The sequence below is a fragment of the Megasphaera hutchinsoni genome, from assembly GCF_001553405.1.
GTDB lineage: Bacteria > Bacillota > Negativicutes > Veillonellales > Megasphaeraceae > Megasphaera > Megasphaera hutchinsoni.
Genome location: NZ_KQ960952.1, coordinates 92,715 through 110,463 on the forward strand (window position 1 = coordinate 92,715; position 17,749 = coordinate 110,463).

The following is a 17,749-nucleotide window of genomic DNA, read 5'->3' on the forward strand; positions in this document are numbered from 1 at the left end:
AGAGACTATGGGTAGGAAAAAATCCCCCACATATATTTTTTAAATATATGTGGGGGATTGAAAATAAGTATATATAACAGTAATTAAGTTCCTAATATTTCAATAAACGCTTTTACTACTTCTGGATCAAATAATAATCCAGAGGCACTAAATAATTCTTTAATCGCTTGTTGTTTGGTTTTTGCCCAAAATTGAGCGGCAGGATTAATGATGGTGTCATAATAATCTGCCACGGCAATGATACGGGCACCAAAAGGAATATTAGAACCGCATAAATGACGAGGAAATCCAGAACCATCCCACCGTTCATGATGTGAACGAATGTAAGGAATAATATCCTGACAACAAGGGATGTTTTCTATCATATTGCTACCGGCTACTGCGTGACGCTTGTAAAGTGATTTTTCCGTTCGATTTAAATAGGGATATTTGGATAACAATTGATTAGATAGAAATAATAAACCAATATCATGTAATAAGGCGGCATGTTTTATTTGGTCTATTTCACGTTTGGGCAAGGCTAATTTAGTTGCTATACTGACACTGTAATTAGCTACTTGTAGGCTGTGCATATATAAGCGTTGATTTTTTAATTGAATGAATTTTAACAGTTCGGCTGTAATTGTTTCCAATGAAGTTAGTTCTTCTTTGGCGATTCCAGCATACTGATTTAATGATAGCATATACATAACACAGACCCTTTCTGTAATGATGACATAAAACTATTTTCTTTTTTTGCGGTGAGATTGGTGTGGATGTCGTAACATGTGAAACATGGTTACACTTGTTTTTCGAATTTTTGATCCCGTTGTTTTCATGCGTCGAATAGGGGTTATTTTAGTTCTTCTTTTGGGCTTCATATCACGAATGATGCCAAAATCTCCACGACGAATACTGGTGGCTTTAATACTATCTGAATGGAGAAGTAACTTTAAGGATCCCATCATATGGTTGATAGATAAGTCTGTATTAAAGCTATAAATGTCGATAGCTGCATAGGATAAAATCGTATAAAAATGAATACATATGTGTGCATTTTCCGAGATAGCGATACCTACTAGATCGCCATTACAAGGATAAGATTGCCAACTTAATAAGGGTAATTGAACGACTTCCAATGCACGTTGAGCCAAAGGCTTTAAATCATCAGGAGTGGTTAAATTGACCTTACAGTTGTAAAAATCGATGATCAAATGTTTACCTAATGTGTTTTTCATAAATCCCACCCGTACTATGTTTACAACTTATTATATACTTTTTCAGCTTTTTTGTAAACGTATTTTTAGAAGCAAAGTGAAGTCTTGATAAAAGATAAAAAAGGCTAGCACACAAAAAAAGATACGCAAAAAATAAGCATATATTTTACGTAGTAGGATAGAATAAATTCGCTTAAAATACAGAAATGAAGAGATAAAAAAGAAATACAAATAAGAAATAATATGCATGAATAAAGATAAAAAATTCATATGTAGATAAAAAAAGAGTTGTGATTATATATCACAACTCTTTTGCTTTTACAGCATAACTCTTTAATTTTGGGGTCCTTCAGGTGTTAGGGGAGTGAAGGTAAATGCTGAATTAGTATAATCAATGCGAACAGTATTACCTTCTTTTATAGTACCCGCGATAATATCTCGACTCAGGGCAGTTTCTATCGTACGAGCAATTACACGGCGTAAAGGTCTAGCACCAAATTGTGGATCAAATCCTTGTTCAGCCAATTGTTTTAAGGCTGCATCAGAACATTGTAACCGGATATTAATTTGTTTTTCAAGGCGTTGGCTAAGACGGCGTAACAACATGTCTGCAATATGTAATACTTGTTCTTTTTGGAGTCCTTTGAATATAATACAATCGTCTACGCGATTTAAAAATTCTGGACGAAAATATTGTTTTAATAACTGGTGTACAGATGCTTCGGCTGTTTGATTATCTTTTGCATTTAAGATTTCATGAGAACCTAAGTTACTAGTCATAATTATAATGGTATTTTTAAAGTTTACCATGCGACCTTTACCATCGGTTAAACGACCGTCATCCAATATTTGTAAAAGAACATTAAAAATGTCAGGATGAGCTTTTTCAATTTCATCTAATAAAATTACGCTGTAGGGATGACGCCTTACGGCCTCCGTAAGTTGGCCGCCTTCATCATAGCCGACATATCCGGGAGGTGCTCCAATAAGCCGAGATACGGTGTGCTTTTCCATATATTCGGACATATCAATGCGAACAATATTGCGTTCATCATTAAAGAGTACTTCTGCCAAGGCTTTAGCTAATTCTGTTTTGCCGACACCCGTAGGTCCTAAAAAAATAAAGGAGCCAATGGGGCGTTGCGGATCTTTTATACCTGCCCGAGCACGCAAGATTGCATCACTTACAATTTGTACTGCTTCATCTTGTCCAATTAATCGTTGGTGTAATGTTTCTTCAAGGTGTAGTAATTTTTCTCGTTCTCCCGTTAGCATTTTGGCAACAGGAATACCGGTCCAACGACTTACGACTTGTGCAATATCTTCTTCACTTACTTCTTCTTTTAGTAATTGGGCATCTTGGTGATTAGAGAGATAGGTTTCTTGTTCCTTCAATTTTTTTTCTAGTTCTGGTAATTTCCCATATTTTAATTCCGATGCCTTTTCTAAATTATATTCTCGTTCGGCCTTTGTCATTTCTCCTTTTACGGCATCAATTTCTTTTTTTATCGCTTGGGTACGTAAAATTGCTTGTTTTTCTGTATCCCATTTTTCATTTAACGATTTTTCTTCTTCCTGTAATTCTACTTTTTTCTTTTGGATTTTAGATAGTCGTTCTTTTGATGCGTCATCGGTTTCTTTGTTCAATGATTGTTCTTCGATTTCTAGTTGCATTACTTTGTGACGTAACTCATCTAACGGAGCTGGCATAGATTCAATTTCTGTACGTAATTTAGCGGCTGCTTCATCGACCAAATCGATGGCCTTATCGGGAAGAAACCGATCTGAAATATAACGGTCTGAGAGTACGGCTGCAGCAACTAAAGCGTTGTCACGAATACGTACACCATGATGAACTTCATAGCGATCTTTCAATCCCCGTAAGATAGTGATTGTATCTTCAACATTAGGCTGATTTACCATAACGGGTTGAAAACGCCGTTCTAAGGCAGCATCTTTTTCAATATATTTTTGATATTCGTTTAAGGTTGTTGCCCCGATACAACGAAGTTCGCCTCGGGCTAACATCGGTTTTAAAATATTGCCAGCATCCATAGAGCCTTCTGAGGCACCAGCCCCAACTACTGTATGTATTTCATCAATGAATAATAAAATTTGTCCATCCGATTGTGCGATTTCATTTAGTACAGATTTTAGGCGTTCTTCAAATTCGCCCCGGTATTTTGCTCCGGCAATCAAGGAACCCATATCTAGTGAATATAGGGTTTTGTTTTTTAATGATTCTGGTACATCACCACTGACAATACGCCGAGCAAGACCTTCGGCGATAGCCGTCTTGCCTACACCAGGTTCTCCGATTAATACAGGGTTATTTTTGGTGCGACGGGATAAAATTTCAATGGTACGGCGAATTTCATCGTCTCTTCCGATTACGGGATCTAATTTGTTTTTTTGTGCCGCTTCGGTTAAATTGGTACCGTATTTTTGTAAGGCGTTATAACTGTCTTCTGGATTATCGCTGCCAATTCTTCCTTTGCGATGTTGTTTTAATGAGGTTAGTACACTATCTTTGGTTAAACCAAAGGTACGACAAATGGATTTGATTTCTTCATCACCGTCCTGAACAATCCCCGCTAAAAGATGTTCCGTACTTATATAATCATCTTTAAGCGAATCGGCGAGTTGTTTGGCACGACCTAAAACTCTTATCATTTCGGTTGCCATGGAGAGGCGGCTTTGTCCTTGAACGGCAGGTATTGCGTTTAAGTATTTTTCAAGGCGAGCTTGTAGCATGGGAAGATCCGTATGACAATCTTGATATATGCTAGTTAATATACCTTCTGGGGTGGTAATGAGGGATAATAATAAATGGGCTGACGTTATTTCTTGATGATAACGTAACGCCGCATTTTGTTGAGCATTTTGTAATGCTGTTAAGGCTTTTTGTGTATATTTTTCATTATCCATATATATGACCTCCTTATCCAATATATTGGATATATATCATTGTTGAATTCTTATTACATTTTTTATTATAATCGCAAAAGTCGAAAAGTCAATAGAAAAAAAACAAAAAAGTCAAAAAGTCAAAAAAACGGTGAAAATATAAAAAAAAGACAAAATAGGAGAGAGCGTGTATAATAAAAATAGTAAGATTATATCGTGTTTATGTATAAAGAGGAAGAGATATGGTAACAAAGAAAATAAAATTAGAAATGTTAGAAAGATTTCAACAGCAATATGGTATTTTAAAACCGGCATTACATTATAATACGCCGTTTGAATTATTGGTGGCGGTTGTTTTATCGGCCCAATGTACAGATGAACGTGTCAATATTGTTACGGCGGGTTTATTTCCTATGTATAGTGGACCAGAAAAAATATTATCGTTAGGGCTTATGGGATTAGAAGAAAAAATACATACTTGCGGACTATATCGAAGTAAAGCTAAAAATATTTTGGCTACGTGTGCTATCTTATGTGAACAATATCATGGTGAAGTGCCCTGTACTTTTGATGAATTAGTAAAATTACCTGGTGTCGGCAGAAAAACAGCGAATGTATTAGTTAGTGTGTTATTTAATGTGCCGGCTATTGCTGTTGATACACATGTATTTCGAGTAGCTAATCGGTTGCAGCTGGCCGTAGGAAAAACACCTTTAGAAGTAGAACGTGGATTGAAAAAAGCAATTCCTAAGATGTGGTGGAGTCGTGCTCATCATTGGCTAATATGGCATGGCCGAAAGATTTGTAAAGCGAGAAAACCACTGTGCAACCAATGTTTTCAAGAAGATCTCTGTCCATATGGAAAAGCATAAGGAAAAAGGCGAAGTGATTTGATATATTTTTTTTACATATATTCATTGACAAATAAGAAACGATAACATACGATAAAAAAGTAACATACTTAAAATATGCAATGGGGAGGTTGGTCGTCCGATGGAGTTGAACTATATGAAGGGAACCTATGTAGATGAACTTTTATGGAACGGACACCCAGTGTTATTTGTTCTTGAAGGATTAGGCAAAGAAGAGAAGATAAAAGCACAACAGTATGGGGAAATGATTTGGCATTGGATTGTTACACATAGCCATGAGTTTGCCAAAAAAGCTTCTCGTATTGCTGCTTTTAAAAATAAAAAATGGCGAGCTGAGGAAGAAGGGGAAGTTTCTTCTGCTGATGTTATGCGGTGTTTTGAAAGCATTACTTCTGTACATTCAACGTATGAAAAAGGATTTGACGTGTTTTTTGATGGGAGATCTTTGTTTAGAGAACGATCGATTGTTATTCATGTGGGTAGAAACTATGTATTAGAAGGGGTGCAGTTATTATAGTTGTAGATTTTAAATAGGTATGGTAAAATAAAAAAGTATTGACAGTGAGGTGAATAAAACGATGGCAAAACATATTATCACGATTAACACGGAATCTATTCAAAAGACCACGCAGCATGCGGGCTGTAGTGAATGTCAAACATCATGCCAGTCTGCTTGCAAAACGTCTTGTACCGTAGGCAATCAGGTTTGCAATAAATAAGTGTTTATTGAAGGGACGCCCTTTACCTTGCGGTAAAGGGTATTCTTTTTTAGGAGGAACAATGGCGAGTAAGATAAAACCGATGATTCATAAATATTATCATAAAGGCACGTATATGTTATTAGACGTGAATAGTGGTATTATCAATGTTATAGATAAAATTACATACGATGTATTAGATGTCTACGATGGAACGAACAAGGCACAAGTATATGATACGTTTGCTTTACGGTATACAAAAAAAGAATTAACTGAAACATTAGAAGAGCTAGATGAATTGATAAAAGAGCAATTGTTATTTGCACCTATGTGTGAATCATTTGAGGTCGTTGCAAAAGAAAAACCGATTGTTAAATCGTTGTGTTTAAATATTGCTCATGATTGTAATTTGCGATGCCAATATTGTTTCGCTTCACAGGGAGATTATGATACGCATAAGCGAGAATTGATGAGTTTTGATGTGGCAAAACGTGCCGTAGATTTGTTAATTCAAAGTACGGAGGGCAAAAGGCAGCATTGTGAAATTGACTTTTTTGGTGGCGAGCCATTAATGAATTTTGATGTTGTCAAACAGACGATTGAGTATGTTCGAGAACAAGAAAAAAGGCATGATAAGGTATTTAAATTGTCATTAACGACAAATGGTATGCTGTTAACGCCAGATAAGGTTAAGTTTTTAACGGATAATCATATTAGTCTTATTTTAAGTTTAGATGGTAGACGAGAAGTTCATGATAGGATGCGTCCCTGTGCAGGTGGCGGTGGTTCTTATGATGTTTGTGCAGAACGGTTAAAATATGCGGTACAACATCGGAATGGTGAAGAATATTATGTGCGTGGAACATTTACAAAATATAATTTAGATTTTACTAAGGATGTTGCCCACATGGCTGATTTGGGATTTGATGGATTATCGATGGAACCCGTAGTAGGTGATGAAGCCACTTATGCTATTACGGAAGAGGACTTGCCACGTATTTTTGAAGAATATGATCGATTAGCTGATTTTTATTTGGAGCGATATTTTAGTGGACATCCGATTATTTACTATCATTTTATTATGGATTTATATCGAGGACCATGCATCGCTAAACGGTTGCGAGGATGTGGTGCTGGACATGAATATATGTGTGTTACTCCCGATGGAAATATATACCCGTGTCATCAATTTGTAGGACAAGATGAATATGTATTGGGGAATGTTTATGATGGTATTACGGATGAGGTATTGCCACCTATTTTTAGAGATATGCATGTATTGAATAAGGATCGCTGCTGTGCTTGCTGGGCCAAGTTCTTTTGTAGTGGTGGTTGTCATGCAAATAATATTAAATATGGTGGGACCATACAAACACCGTTTGAATTGAGTTGTAAGATACAGAAAAAACGTATTGAGTGTGCTATGTATATTCAAGCTATATTAGCGTTAAAACAACAAGAAAAAGAAAGGAAGACCGTATGAAAAAGCTAGTACGCGTATTATGGGCGGTTGTTATTTTTTATTTAGTCTATTCTTTATATGTAGAAGGAATACGTAGTTTTACCGTGTTATTGTTGGTCCTTGCTATGTTATTATTCGGTATGGAAGAATGGAAAGGGCGTTCTTCTTATCGAAAATTGAGAAAAAAAGAAATAGTTAGCTCTACGGAGAAGTTAAAAAAGTAGAAATAGTCGGCATTCGCTTTAAAATTGAGAAATATTATCATGCGAATGCCGCTTTTTTGTGATAATGAAGAGGATTATCAGAGATAAAGAAAATGAAAAAAATAAAAATAAATGCTAGTAATTTGGTTGACTTTATGACCAACATGGAGTACGCTAAGTGTAGTTAAAAGGTATAGATTGTTTTGATAAATTGAATACAGATGTAGGAGTGAATAGATATGAGTGAGTTATTAAGAGTGGAAGGGTTAAAAATTGCTATTGAAGGCAAAGAAATCCTAAAGGGATTAGATTTAACTATTCGAACTGGAGAAATTCACGTGATTATGGGATCTAATGGCGCAGGTAAGTCGACCTTATTTAATGCCGTTATGGGAAATCCCACATATGAAGTGACGGCAGGTCGTATTTTTTTTGAAGGGAAAGATATTACGGATGAACCGGTTAATGAACGTGCGAAAGCAGGCATTTTCATGGCTTTTCAATCACCTATTGCCGTGCAGGGTATTTCCGTAGAAAATTTTATTCGTAATGCGAAAGGAACCATTACGGGCGAAACGCAACGAATTATGCCATTTCGTAAAAAGTTACATAAGCAAATGGATTCATTACATATGGATCGTTCTTATGCAAAACGATATATTAATGACGGATTTTCTGGTGGTGAACGTAAAAAAACAGAAATTTTACAAATGTGTATGTTAGAACCGAAATTGACAATGCTCGATGAAATTGATTCTGGTTTGGATGTTGATGCTGTACGTATCGTATCACAAACGGTAGAACAATATCATGACAAAAACAATTCGATTATGGTTATTACCCATCACAGTGAAATATTGCAAAAATTACAACCTGATTTTGTTCATATTCTTATTGATGGACGTATTGTTAAAACTGGTGATGCATCACTTATTAAAGAAATCGAAAAAAATGGGTATGATGCATATAAAGCACAAGTAAAATAGGAGGCAGAAAACGATGGCTGACGATAAGCAATTGGAATTGGAAGCGGAACGTGAAAAACTGCAATCCTTATCTGATATGGGGAATATGTATAATTTCCGCAAAGATTTTAAATATTCTTATAAAACAGATGCCGGTCTTACACCGGATATTGTTCGTGAAATTTCTCGAAAAAAAGATGAACCCGAATGGATGTTGAATTTTCGGCTTAAATCATTAGAGCTTTTTTATAAAATTGATTATCCTAATTGGGGACCTGATATTAGTGAACTTGATATGGATAATATAGTTACATATGTGCGACCAGATGCTAATATGAAGGCGAATTGGAATGATGTGCCAGAAGATATTAAAGATACTTTTGATCGTCTGGGTATTCCTGAAGCAGAAAAAACGTCTTTAGCCGGTGTAGGTGCACAGTATGATTCGGAAGTCGTGTACCACAGTATTCAAGAAGATTTAGTTAAGCAAGGGGTTATTTATACCGATTTTGATACGGCGTTAAAGCAGTATGAAGACAGTGTGCGGCGCCATTTTATGAAACTTGTGCCGCCAACGGATCACAAATTTGCCGCTTTGCATGGGGCTGTATGGTCAGGCGGTTCTTATGTGTATGTGCCGGAAGGGGTAGATGTGGAAATTCCGTTGCAAAGTTATTTTCGCCTCAATGCTCCGGGAGCGGGTCAATTTGAACATACGCTGATTATTGTGGAAAAGGGTGCGAAAGTACATTTTATTGAAGGCTGCAGTGCCCCGAAATATAACGTTGCCAATTTGCATGCCGGCTGTGTGGAATTGTTTATCGGCGATGATGCGACCTTGACGTATTCGACCATTGAAAACTGGTCCAAGAATATGTACAATTTAAACACGAAACGTGCTATTGTAGGGAAAAATGGCACGATTAATTGGGTTACCGGTTCTTTCGGGTCGCATACATCTTGTTTATATCCGATGAGTATTTTGAATGGTGAAGGTGCTCATTGTGAATTTACAGGGGTTACTTTTGCTGGAAAAGGTCAATTTTTGGATACAGGCTCAAAGGTTATTCATAATGCACCGCGTACAACAAGTAATATAAATTCTAAATCTATTTCTAAAGATGGTGGAGCATGTATTTATCGAGGTAGTGTTATTGTTAAAAAGAATGCCGAAGGATCGAAGGCAACAGTCAGTTGCGAATCTTTGATGTTAGATGAAGAATCGCAATCTGATACGATTCCTGCTATTGTCGTAGATACAGATAATATTGATTTGGGACATGAAGCTAAAATTGGGCGTATTTCCGATGAAGCTATTTTTTACTTGATGAGTCGTGGTTTGAGTGAAGATGATGCACGGGCTATGCTTGTACGTGGTTTTGTGGAACCTGTATCGAAGGCATTGCCGTTAGAATATGCTGTAGAAATGAACAATTTGATTAATTTAGAGTTAAAAGGTTCTATGTAAGGGAGGAGGATAGACATGACAGTAAAAGAACAATATAACCAACTCCCACGGCCAACTTTTCGTTGGATGAAGGTAAATTATTTGGAACTACCTCAGTTGACCCCGTTGGCGACGAAACATGTTGACGCGTTAGAACGGCATGAGGGAGATGTGCAAGTTGAATTTTATATGGATGATAGAATTCCCGAATTTCATGATTTTGAAGGAGCTAATCCCCGGGTAAGAGATTTGGCTTTACATCAACATAATACGGGTTGCCAGATTACTGTTCCCGTTGCAGGCCAAGGCGCAGTATGGTTACACTATACCGTTACGAAAGAAGCACCACAAATTATTGGTCAATTATATATCAAGGCCGCAGCTGATAGTGATGTAAAGGTATTTATTACTTTTGATGGTGATGCACCAGAGGGAGAAGTGAATTTATTTCAATATGTACAAGCGGCAGCGGGTGCACGGGTACGAGTAAGTAAGTTGCAATTACATGGCGATCATGTTCGGCATATTGATCATCGGTTAACACGTATTCATGAATCGGCATGTGTAGAGTTTGTAGGTGCTGAATTAGGTGGCAAAGAAGTGTTAATTTATTATAAAGGTGATTTATCTAAAGCCGAAGGTGAGTATAATTTTTATAGCACATATATCGGTGCAGGGGCACAAGTTTTTGATTTTTCTTGTGAAGTTCCGATGAAGGGAGAAAAAACAAAGACCGATATTATTAATACAGGTGCTTTAATGGAAACGGCAAAAAAGTCTTTCCGCGGAACCATTGATTTCTTACGTGGATGCAAAAAAGCGTTTGGTTCAGAATCAGACAGTTGCTTACTATTGAGTCCGACTGTGCATTCTGTTTCTATTCCGTTGCTGTTATGTAAGGAAGATGATGTTGTAGGGAATCACGCATCTAGTGCTGGACAAGTGGATAAGGACATGTTGTTTTATTTGATGAGTCGTGGTTTTGATGAAGCCGGTGCTCAATTAATTTTAGTGGAATCTAATGTTCGTCCCATCATTGATAAATTAGGTGATGCTGATATGGAAGAAAAGGCATTACAAGCCGTGCGGGATAAGATGAAAATTTGTTATGAGAAAGGTGAATAATATGCGTAATGTACGTGATGACTTCCCGATTTTAAAAAAAGTTCATAATGGACATCCGTTAGTATATTTTGATAATGCTGCGACGACACAAAAACCTCGGAAGGTTATTGATGCCATTGTTGATTTGTTAGAGTATCATAATGGCAATCCTCATCGAGGTGCGCATATTCTTTCCGTTGAAGCAGGTGAGTTGTATGACCAAGCACGGTTAGCGGTGCGGCGTTTTATACATGCTCCATCGGTTGATGAAATTATTTTTGTGCGGAATACAACAGAAGGGTTAAATTTAATTGCGAGAAGCTATGGTGAAACTCATCTAAAAAAAGGTGATACGATTGTTTTACCTATTTCAGAACATCATTCTAATTTGGTTACGTGGCAACGGGTATGTCAAAAAACAGGTGCTGAATTAGTATATATGTATTTAGATAAAGAAGGTCATTTTACACCAGAAGATTTAGCTAAAATAGATCAGCATACTAAGATAGTTTCTTTTGCTGCTATTAGTAATGTTTATGGTATGAAACGTCCAGTAAAAGAAATTGTAGCAAAAGCACATGCAGTAGGTGCAATTGCTATTGTTGATGGAGCACAATCGACACCACATATAAAGACAGATGTACAAGATCTTGATTGTGATTTTTATGTTTTTTCAGGGCATAAGATGTGTGGATCGGCTGGTACAGGAGTGGTATATGGTAAAAAAGCACTCTTAGAAGATATGGAGCCGTTTTTGTTAGGCGGCGACATGATTGAATATGTGCAAGAACAACATACGACATATAATGTATTGCCATATAAATTTGAAGCGGGATCGCAAAATGTAGAAGGTGCGGTTGCTTTAAAAGCAGCCATAGAATATTTAGAAGCATTGGGTATGGATGAAATTGAAGCACACGAACAAGAATTAACCACGCGGTGTTTGGAAGGAATGAAAAAAATTCCCCATATTCATATTATTGGTTCGCTTGATCCGAAGGAAAAAAATGGTGTTATTTCTTTTACCATAGAAGGGGTACATCCACACGATGCGGCAACGATTCTTGATAGTTTTGGAATTGCGATTCGATCGGGGCATCATTGTGCACAACCTTTAGGGGCTCATTTGGGCATCGAAGCGTCTAATAGAGCAAGTTTTTATATTTATAATACACCTGAAGAGATCGATTACTTTTTGGACAAGTTGCCTTTAGTTAGAAAACAAATGGGATATAAAGAGTAAGGAGTTTTACAGCCATGGAAAATATGAATGAATTGTATTCGGATATCATTTTAGAACATAATCAATGTCTAGAAAATAAACGTTCTCTTGCAGAAGCGGATATTCATGAACATGGGCATAATCCAAGTTGTGGTGATGATATTACATTACAATTAAAATTTGATGGAGATATAATTAAAGATGCTGCATATACGGGTCAAGGTTGTGCGATTAGCCAGGCCTCAGCAGATATTATGATCGATCTTATTAAGGGAAAGTCTGTGTCAGAGGCGTTACAACTAGTGAAGTTGTTTTTAGATATGATTAAGCGTGAAGTGACCGATGAGGATGTATTAGAAGAATTAGAAGATGCTATTGCTTTAAAGAACATATCGAATATGCCAGCACGAGTAAAATGTGCTGTATTGGCATGGCATACTTTGCAAGCTGCATTAAATAAAAAATAACAGCTGAATGTGTATTGTGAGCATGTAAAGAGATGTGAAAGTTTGTTTTTTCACATCTCTTTTTATGTAGATTTTTTATATTGTTGTGGAATTATATAGTTATAGGTAGGGGGGCATAAGTGTGTTATAATAAAATAATAGCTTCATAGGTAGAGGAGGAATGATGGATGAAATGCCGCAATTGTGATAATGATGCCGTATATACGGATGGATTATGTGAACAATGTGAACACCATAAAGAAGCACAAGGAGCACGTGTGATGTCTGACTCTGAACGAATAAATTTTTCGGGGCAAACGATTAATGAAGACGGGACGATTTATGAAGAAACCCAAAAGATACATCCGGAAAAAAAAGCATCTCATGGATATATTAAATTCGGTATTAAAAATGCCTCTTGGCGTGTAAAACTTGCCTTGGGATTTCTTGTTTTTTGCATGGCAGCTATTATTATTGGTGTTATTGGTTTGATCGTGCAATTAATTCCTGTATTGTTGGTATTATTAGGAGTATATATTGTATATACTCTTGTCAAAGCATTATTTCGATAAAGAGAATTGAGGCGTAGGCGATGAAAGAAAAATTAGTTATCATTGATGGGAGTAGTCTGTTATATAGAGCGTTTTATGCAATTCCTATGTTAACAGATAGTCGCGGCAATTATACGAATGCTGTATATGGATTTTTAAACATGCTCCTTAAATTATATGAAGAATTACAGCCTAATTATGTTGCTGTAGCATTTGATAAAGATAAGCATACGTTTCGTAATGATATGTATGATGGATATAAGGCAACGAGAAAACCGGCCCCAGATGAATTACGACCTCAATTTGCTTTGATAAGAGAAGTATTAGCTAGTTTAGGAATTGCAGTTGTAGAGATGGATGGGTATGAAGGTGATGATATTTTAGGAACAATTGCAACTCATTCAGTAGAGCATAATTTGGATATTGCCATTGTGACAGGTGATCGGGATGCCTTACAATTAGTTAATGATCAGATTACAGTTTATTTAACTAAAAAAGGGATTACTACTATGCTAGCGGTAACCCCAGATGTTATGGTTAAAGAATATGGATATACACCTGAACAGGTAGTGGATATGAAATCGTTAATGGGGGATACGGCTGATAATATTCCAGGGGTACCAGGTGTGGGAGAAAAAACAGCACGAAAATTAATTGATGAATTTGGCAGTATTGATGGTATTTATGCAAATGTAGACAATGTGACTGGTAATAAATTAAAAGAAAAACTAAAAAGTAATGAAGAGATGGCTCGGCTTTCTAAAAAGTTAGCTACTATTCATTGTGATGTACCGATATCTTACACATTAGATATGTTTGTGCCAAAACCAAATGAAGGGGAAGCAGGCACATTATTTAGACAATTAGGATTACAAAGTTTATTATATCGGTTTGCTGGGTTTGATTGTTTTTCTAATTTAGGTAAAAGTGAAAAACAGATTTTTATGGAGAGTATCGAAGAAGTTCAATTTTTGCCAACAGATATGGCGGGAAAAGTAGTAGCAGTAGGTATACAGTGTAATGATGAAAAGCCAGTTCCATGTATAGATAAGATGGTAATTGTCATAGAGAATAAGGGAATGATTGTACCTAACACAAAGATCAGTTCATTTATTAAGGAATTTGGTACAGCAAAGCAAATTATTACCTTAGATGGGAAATTGCTATATAAGGCGATGCATATGATTAATGCACAAAGAATTCCCGTAGGAGATGTTGTCTTAGCAGCATACTTATTAGATCCGACTCGTTCTTCATATGATATTGCTTATTTAGCAGAGCGGTTTGATGTGGATGCGTTACGTCGAGAAAAACGAGATCTATTATATGACACATGGGGGATTTCCGCTGTGTGGGAGCAAGAAAAAGAGGCTTTACAGACGGCGGGGTTAATGAATCTGTATGACAACATAGAAAAACCATTGTTGTATACGTTGGGAATTATGGAAAGCAATGGTTTTACTGTGAATATGACTCGTTTAGAGGTCATGAAAAAAGAACTAGTGCGCCAGGCAGAACAGTTAGAAAATACTATTTATGATGTGGCGGGAGAAAGCTTTAATATTAATTCACCTAAACAATTAGGCCATATTCTTTTTGAAGTTTTGCGATTACCCGTAATGAAAAAAACGAAGACGGGCTATTCAACGAATATTGAGGTGCTAGAAGCATTATTGTATAAGCATCCTATTATCGATAAAATTATTCGTTTTCGTACCTTGAAAAAATTAATTTCGACTTATTTAGAAGGATTAAAACCATTGGTATTTGAGCAGACAGGACGGGTATATACTTCGTTTAATCAAATGGTAACGGCGACGGGGAGATTAAGTAGTTCTGATCCGAATTTACAAAATATTCCTATTCGTACAGAACAAGGGAAAAAAATTCGCTCTTTGTTTGTTCCTGGCAAGGGATTTGACTATATTGTTTCGGGGGATTATTCGCAAATTGAATTGCGCATATTGGCTCATCTATCGCAAGATCCTACGATGATTGATGGCTTTAAAAAAAATCAAGATATTCATCGTCGGACGGCATCGGAAGTGTTTGGCATTCCGATGGAAAAAGTTACGGCAGAAGAGCGGGCACATGCTAAGGCAGTTAATTTTGGTATTATCTATGGGATTAGCGATTTTGGTTTATCGCGCAATATTGGTATTTCAATTCAACAAGCTAAAGTATATATTGAATCTTATTTTGCGAGATATAGTACGATTCAAGTGTATATGGAAAAACTTATTGAAGATGCACGAACAACAGGTATTACACGAACGATGTTTGGTCGATTGCGTAGTTTAGGCGATATTCATAGTAAAAATTTTGCTCGCCGTTCGATGGCAGAACGGATGGCTATGAATACACCCATTCAGGGAAGTGCAGCTGATATTATTAAACTGGCTATGAATGCGGTGCAAGTGGAATTAGAAAAAGCACAGTTACGCAGTCAATTGTTAGTACAAGTCCATGATGAATTAGTTTTAGAAGTACCTAAAGAAGAATTAGATATAGTACAACATCTGTTAAAAACTACGATGGAAGGGATTGTATCATTATCCGTGCCATTGGTAGTAGATCTTCATTATGGAAGTAATTGGGAAGAAGCAAAATAGGAGGGTATATATGCCGGAGTTACCAGAAGTCGAAACAATTCGTACTGCTCTAGAATCATATATAGTCGGGAAAAACATAGAACGGGTAACTGTCGGTTTACCACGCTTAGTAAAGAATGTATCTGTTTTAACGTTTCAGCAGAAAACACAAGGTTGCACGATTTTGGGTATTCGTCGACGGGGAAAATATTTAACGCTGCTTCTTTCTGGTTCAGTACATGTGATGATTCATTTACGCATGACAGGTAGGCTGTTATATATGGATAGGTTACCTGCAATGACGGATCATATACATATTTATTTTCGACTAAATAAAGGGTTTTTGGTGTATCATGATGTACGTACATTTGGTGGCTTTTGGTTGGTACCAATAACGGGGATGACTGGTATTGATGGATATGATTCGTTGGGACCGGACGGAAATAGTCCTAAGTTTACAGCCACTTATTTATATTGGTTGGTGCAAAAAAGAAAAAGTACGATTAAGGCAGTGCTACTTGATCAAAAAGTAGTAGCAGGATTAGGTAATATATATGTTGATGAAGCACTATTCTTAGCTAAAATTCGTCCTGATGAAAAGGCTAATGTTCTTTCGTTACATGCTTGTAAAGTCCTACATGAAGCAATAAATCAGGTGTTAACTCAGGGAATTTCCCATGGGGGAACGACGATTCGGGATTATGTAAATGGAATAGGTAAAGAGGGATCCCATCAGCATTTTTTGCAAGTTTATGGGAAAGAGGGCAGTCCCTGTCCACGGTGTGGTCATACGATACAGTATATAAAACTGGGAGGACGGGGGACACATTTTTGTCCTTTATGTCAAAGGCGAAAGGGAAGATAATACTATGTATAAAATTGGTTTAACGGGAGGCATTGCCTCAGGTAAAAGTACGGTTGTAGATATGCTACGACAGGAAGGGGCATGTGTAGTTGATTGTGATATTTTGGCAAGAGAAGTAGTGGCTCCCGGAACGGTGGGATTACAACAAGTAGTCAATGCCTTTGGCGAGCATGTGTTACGGGAAGATAAGTCGTTGAATCGAGATAGGTTAGGAAAACTGGTTTTTGGAAATGAAGTTAATAAAGAACGGTTGGAACGTATTTTATTTCCGTTGATTTTTTCGTCTTTACAAGCAAAAATGCAAGAATTGGCAAGGTTGAATTGTAAACTTGTTTTTTTGGACATGCCCTTATTATTTGAAGTGAATTATCAAACGCAGGTAGATGAAGTTTGGGTTGTTTATGTCCCACGCGATATCCAATTGCATCGTCTTATGCTGCGTAATGGCTATGAGCAAAAAGAGGCAGAAGCGCGTATTCATTCGCAGTGGACGATGGATAAAAAAATAAAGTTGGCTTCTGTGATTATTGATAATCAAGGAAGTTTAGAAGATACGAAAAAACAGATAAAACAGCAATGGGTACGGTTGCAACGGGAAATAGTGTAGTTGTGATTCGTTGTTTAGGAGGTTAGTTTGAGAAAAAAAAAGGCAACACATTTTCGTCTAAAATTGATAGTCGCTATTATGGCGATTTGTATATGTGCGACCTATTTTTATTCATGGAAAAATGTGGTTATGCGTCAATTTGTATACCCTTTGCAGTACGAATATTTGGTTCGTCATTATGCTGCACAAGAAGGAGTAGAACCAGCATTGGTAGCATCGGTTATTTTAGTGGAAAGTAAGTTTGATAAAGAAGCGGCATCTCATCGAGGGGCACAAGGACTGATGCAGATTATGCCGGATACAGGGGAATGGATAGCTAAAAAAATGGGTGTACGATCTTTTCATCCAGCCCAATTAGGGGATGCTCGAATAAATATTCGCATGGGTACATGGTATTTATCATACCTTATGCGGGTCTATAAGGGTAACAAGGTGTTGGCATTGGCTGCTTATAATGCGGGGAGAGGATATGTCGATTTATGGATTCAAAACTATGGTTGGACCACAGATTTTTCAGAAATTGATAAGATACCCTTTGCAGAAACACGTGAATATGTTAAAATAGTATTGCTGAATGAACAGCAGTACAAGCTTTTATATGATTTTTAGTTCT

General features: G+C 36.8%; 18 protein-coding genes. 15 read left to right on the top strand and 3 right to left on the bottom strand.

Features of this window, described 5'->3' with window-relative positions; genetic code table 11:
* Positions 1-83: 83 nt before the first annotated feature.
* The 3 genes from HMPREF3182_RS04415 to clpB form a co-directional block, all read right to left on the bottom strand.
* Positions 84-689 carry an HD-GYP domain-containing protein gene (locus tag HMPREF3182_RS04415; RefSeq protein ID WP_007391914.1) on the bottom strand — a complete coding sequence of 202 codons (606 nt, stop codon included), beginning with the start codon at positions 687-689 and terminating at the stop codon, positions 84-86.
* A gap of 33 nt (positions 690-722) precedes the next feature.
* Entirely contained in the window at positions 723-1,217 is a 495-nt protein-coding gene (locus tag HMPREF3182_RS04420; RefSeq protein WP_007391897.1) for an S-adenosylmethionine decarboxylase family protein, read from the bottom strand.
* Positions 1,218-1,529: 312 nt separating this feature from the next.
* On the bottom strand, positions 1,530-4,124 hold the full coding sequence (gene clpB / locus HMPREF3182_RS04425; protein WP_062485687.1) for an ATP-dependent chaperone ClpB: 2,595 nt from the start codon (positions 4,122-4,124) through the stop codon (positions 1,530-1,532).
* A gap of 221 nt (positions 4,125-4,345) precedes the next feature.
* Here clpB and nth point away from each other — a divergent pair, with 221 nt between their 5' ends.
* The 15 genes from nth to HMPREF3182_RS04500 all read left to right on the top strand — a co-directional run bounded on the left by nth (position 4,346) and on the right by HMPREF3182_RS04500 (position 17,745).
* Positions 4,346-4,975: an endonuclease III gene (nth, locus tag HMPREF3182_RS04430; RefSeq protein ID WP_062485689.1), complete on the top strand. Its 630-nt coding sequence runs from the start codon at positions 4,346-4,348 to the stop codon at positions 4,973-4,975.
* A gap of 121 nt (positions 4,976-5,096) precedes the next feature.
* Positions 5,097-5,492, top strand: a complete 396-nt coding sequence (locus tag HMPREF3182_RS04435) for a hypothetical protein (protein ID WP_007391889.1) — start codon at positions 5,097-5,099, stop codon at positions 5,490-5,492.
* A gap of 61 nt (positions 5,493-5,553) precedes the next feature.
* Positions 5,554-5,694, top strand: a complete 141-nt coding sequence (gene scfA / locus HMPREF3182_RS04440) for a six-cysteine ranthipeptide SCIFF (RefSeq protein WP_007391939.1) — start codon at positions 5,554-5,556, stop codon at positions 5,692-5,694.
* 61 nt (positions 5,695-5,755) lie between these two features.
* Positions 5,756-7,156 carry a thioether cross-link-forming SCIFF peptide maturase gene (gene scfB / locus HMPREF3182_RS04445; protein ID WP_062485691.1) on the top strand — a complete coding sequence of 467 codons (1,401 nt, stop codon included), beginning with the start codon at positions 5,756-5,758 and terminating at the stop codon, positions 7,154-7,156.
* A complete protein-coding gene (locus HMPREF3182_RS04450) occupies positions 7,153-7,359 on the top strand; it encodes a hypothetical protein (RefSeq protein WP_007391894.1) in 207 nt (68 codons plus the stop codon). The genes scfB and HMPREF3182_RS04450 overlap by 4 nt, the downstream gene beginning before the upstream one ends.
* Before the next feature lie 218 nt (positions 7,360-7,577).
* Positions 7,578-8,324, top strand: coding sequence for a Fe-S cluster assembly ATPase SufC (sufC, locus tag HMPREF3182_RS04455; protein WP_007391923.1), 747 nt, complete (start codon positions 7,578-7,580; stop codon positions 8,322-8,324).
* A gap of 76 nt (positions 8,325-8,400) precedes the next feature.
* Positions 8,401-9,771, top strand: coding sequence for a Fe-S cluster assembly protein SufB (gene sufB, locus HMPREF3182_RS04460; RefSeq protein WP_407942955.1), 1,371 nt, complete (start codon positions 8,401-8,403; stop codon positions 9,769-9,771).
* A 15-nt stretch (positions 9,772-9,786) separates the two neighbouring features.
* Positions 9,787-10,875 (top strand): SufB/SufD family protein, encoded by a 1,089-nt coding sequence (locus HMPREF3182_RS04465; protein WP_062485693.1) that lies wholly within the window; start codon positions 9,787-9,789, stop codon positions 10,873-10,875.
* Position 10,876: 1 nt separating this feature from the next.
* Positions 10,877-12,097, top strand: coding sequence for an aminotransferase class V-fold PLP-dependent enzyme (locus tag HMPREF3182_RS04470; protein WP_062485695.1), 1,221 nt, complete (start codon positions 10,877-10,879; stop codon positions 12,095-12,097).
* 14 nt (positions 12,098-12,111) lie between these two features.
* Positions 12,112-12,543, top strand: a complete 432-nt coding sequence (sufU, locus tag HMPREF3182_RS04475; RefSeq protein ID WP_007391917.1) for a Fe-S cluster assembly sulfur transfer protein SufU — start codon at positions 12,112-12,114, stop codon at positions 12,541-12,543.
* A gap of 167 nt (positions 12,544-12,710) precedes the next feature.
* A complete protein-coding gene (locus HMPREF3182_RS04480; protein WP_062485697.1) occupies positions 12,711-13,094 on the top strand; it encodes a hypothetical protein in 384 nt (127 codons plus the stop codon).
* Between the two features lie 20 nt (positions 13,095-13,114).
* Positions 13,115-15,685 (top strand): DNA polymerase I, encoded by a 2,571-nt coding sequence (gene polA, locus HMPREF3182_RS04485; RefSeq protein ID WP_062485699.1) that lies wholly within the window; start codon positions 13,115-13,117, stop codon positions 15,683-15,685.
* Between the two features lie 10 nt (positions 15,686-15,695).
* A complete protein-coding gene (gene mutM / locus HMPREF3182_RS04490; protein WP_062485700.1) occupies positions 15,696-16,529 on the top strand; it encodes a DNA-formamidopyrimidine glycosylase in 834 nt (277 codons plus the stop codon).
* Positions 16,530-16,533: 4 nt separating this feature from the next.
* The gene (gene coaE / locus HMPREF3182_RS04495) at positions 16,534-17,136 is read left to right on the top strand and encodes a dephospho-CoA kinase (RefSeq protein ID WP_062485702.1); all 603 of its coding nucleotides are present in this window, start codon (positions 16,534-16,536) and stop codon (positions 17,134-17,136) included.
* A 27-nt stretch (positions 17,137-17,163) separates the two neighbouring features.
* Positions 17,164-17,745: a lytic transglycosylase domain-containing protein gene (locus HMPREF3182_RS04500; protein ID WP_007391915.1), complete on the top strand. Its 582-nt coding sequence runs from the start codon at positions 17,164-17,166 to the stop codon at positions 17,743-17,745.
* Positions 17,746-17,749 lie beyond the last annotated feature (4 nt).

Bases quoted from the DNA above. Each gene is read 5' to 3' on its own strand.
- HMPREF3182_RS04415 (WP_007391914.1), bottom strand. From the start codon at position 689: ATGTATATGCTATCATTAAATCAGTATGCTGGAATCGCCAAAGAAGAA.
- HMPREF3182_RS04420 (WP_007391897.1), bottom strand. From the start codon at position 1,217: ATGAAAAACACATTAGGTAAACATTTGATCATCGATTTTTACAACTGT.
- sufB (WP_407942955.1), top strand. From the start codon at position 8,401: ATGGGGAATATGTATAATTTCCGCAAAGATTTTAAATATTCTTATAAA.
- clpB (WP_062485687.1), bottom strand. From the start codon at position 4,124: ATGGATAATGAAAAATATACACAAAAAGCCTTAACAGCATTACAAAAT.
- sufU (WP_007391917.1), top strand. From the start codon at position 12,112: ATGGAAAATATGAATGAATTGTATTCGGATATCATTTTAGAACATAAT.
- HMPREF3182_RS04450 (WP_007391894.1), top strand. From the start codon at position 7,153: ATGAAAAAGCTAGTACGCGTATTATGGGCGGTTGTTATTTTTTATTTA.
- HMPREF3182_RS04470 (WP_062485695.1), top strand. From the start codon at position 10,877: ATGCGTAATGTACGTGATGACTTCCCGATTTTAAAAAAAGTTCATAAT.
- mutM (WP_062485700.1), top strand. From the start codon at position 15,696: ATGCCGGAGTTACCAGAAGTCGAAACAATTCGTACTGCTCTAGAATCA.
- scfB (WP_062485691.1), top strand. From the start codon at position 5,756: ATGGCGAGTAAGATAAAACCGATGATTCATAAATATTATCATAAAGGC.
- HMPREF3182_RS04435 (WP_007391889.1), top strand. From the start codon at position 5,097: ATGGAGTTGAACTATATGAAGGGAACCTATGTAGATGAACTTTTATGG.
- HMPREF3182_RS04465 (WP_062485693.1), top strand. From the start codon at position 9,787: ATGACAGTAAAAGAACAATATAACCAACTCCCACGGCCAACTTTTCGT.
- HMPREF3182_RS04480 (WP_062485697.1), top strand. From the start codon at position 12,711: ATGAAATGCCGCAATTGTGATAATGATGCCGTATATACGGATGGATTA.
- coaE (WP_062485702.1), top strand. From the start codon at position 16,534: ATGTATAAAATTGGTTTAACGGGAGGCATTGCCTCAGGTAAAAGTACG.
- nth (WP_062485689.1), top strand. From the start codon at position 4,346: ATGGTAACAAAGAAAATAAAATTAGAAATGTTAGAAAGATTTCAACAG.
- polA (WP_062485699.1), top strand. From the start codon at position 13,115: ATGAAAGAAAAATTAGTTATCATTGATGGGAGTAGTCTGTTATATAGA.
- scfA (WP_007391939.1), top strand. From the start codon at position 5,554: ATGGCAAAACATATTATCACGATTAACACGGAATCTATTCAAAAGACC.
- sufC (WP_007391923.1), top strand. From the start codon at position 7,578: ATGAGTGAGTTATTAAGAGTGGAAGGGTTAAAAATTGCTATTGAAGGC.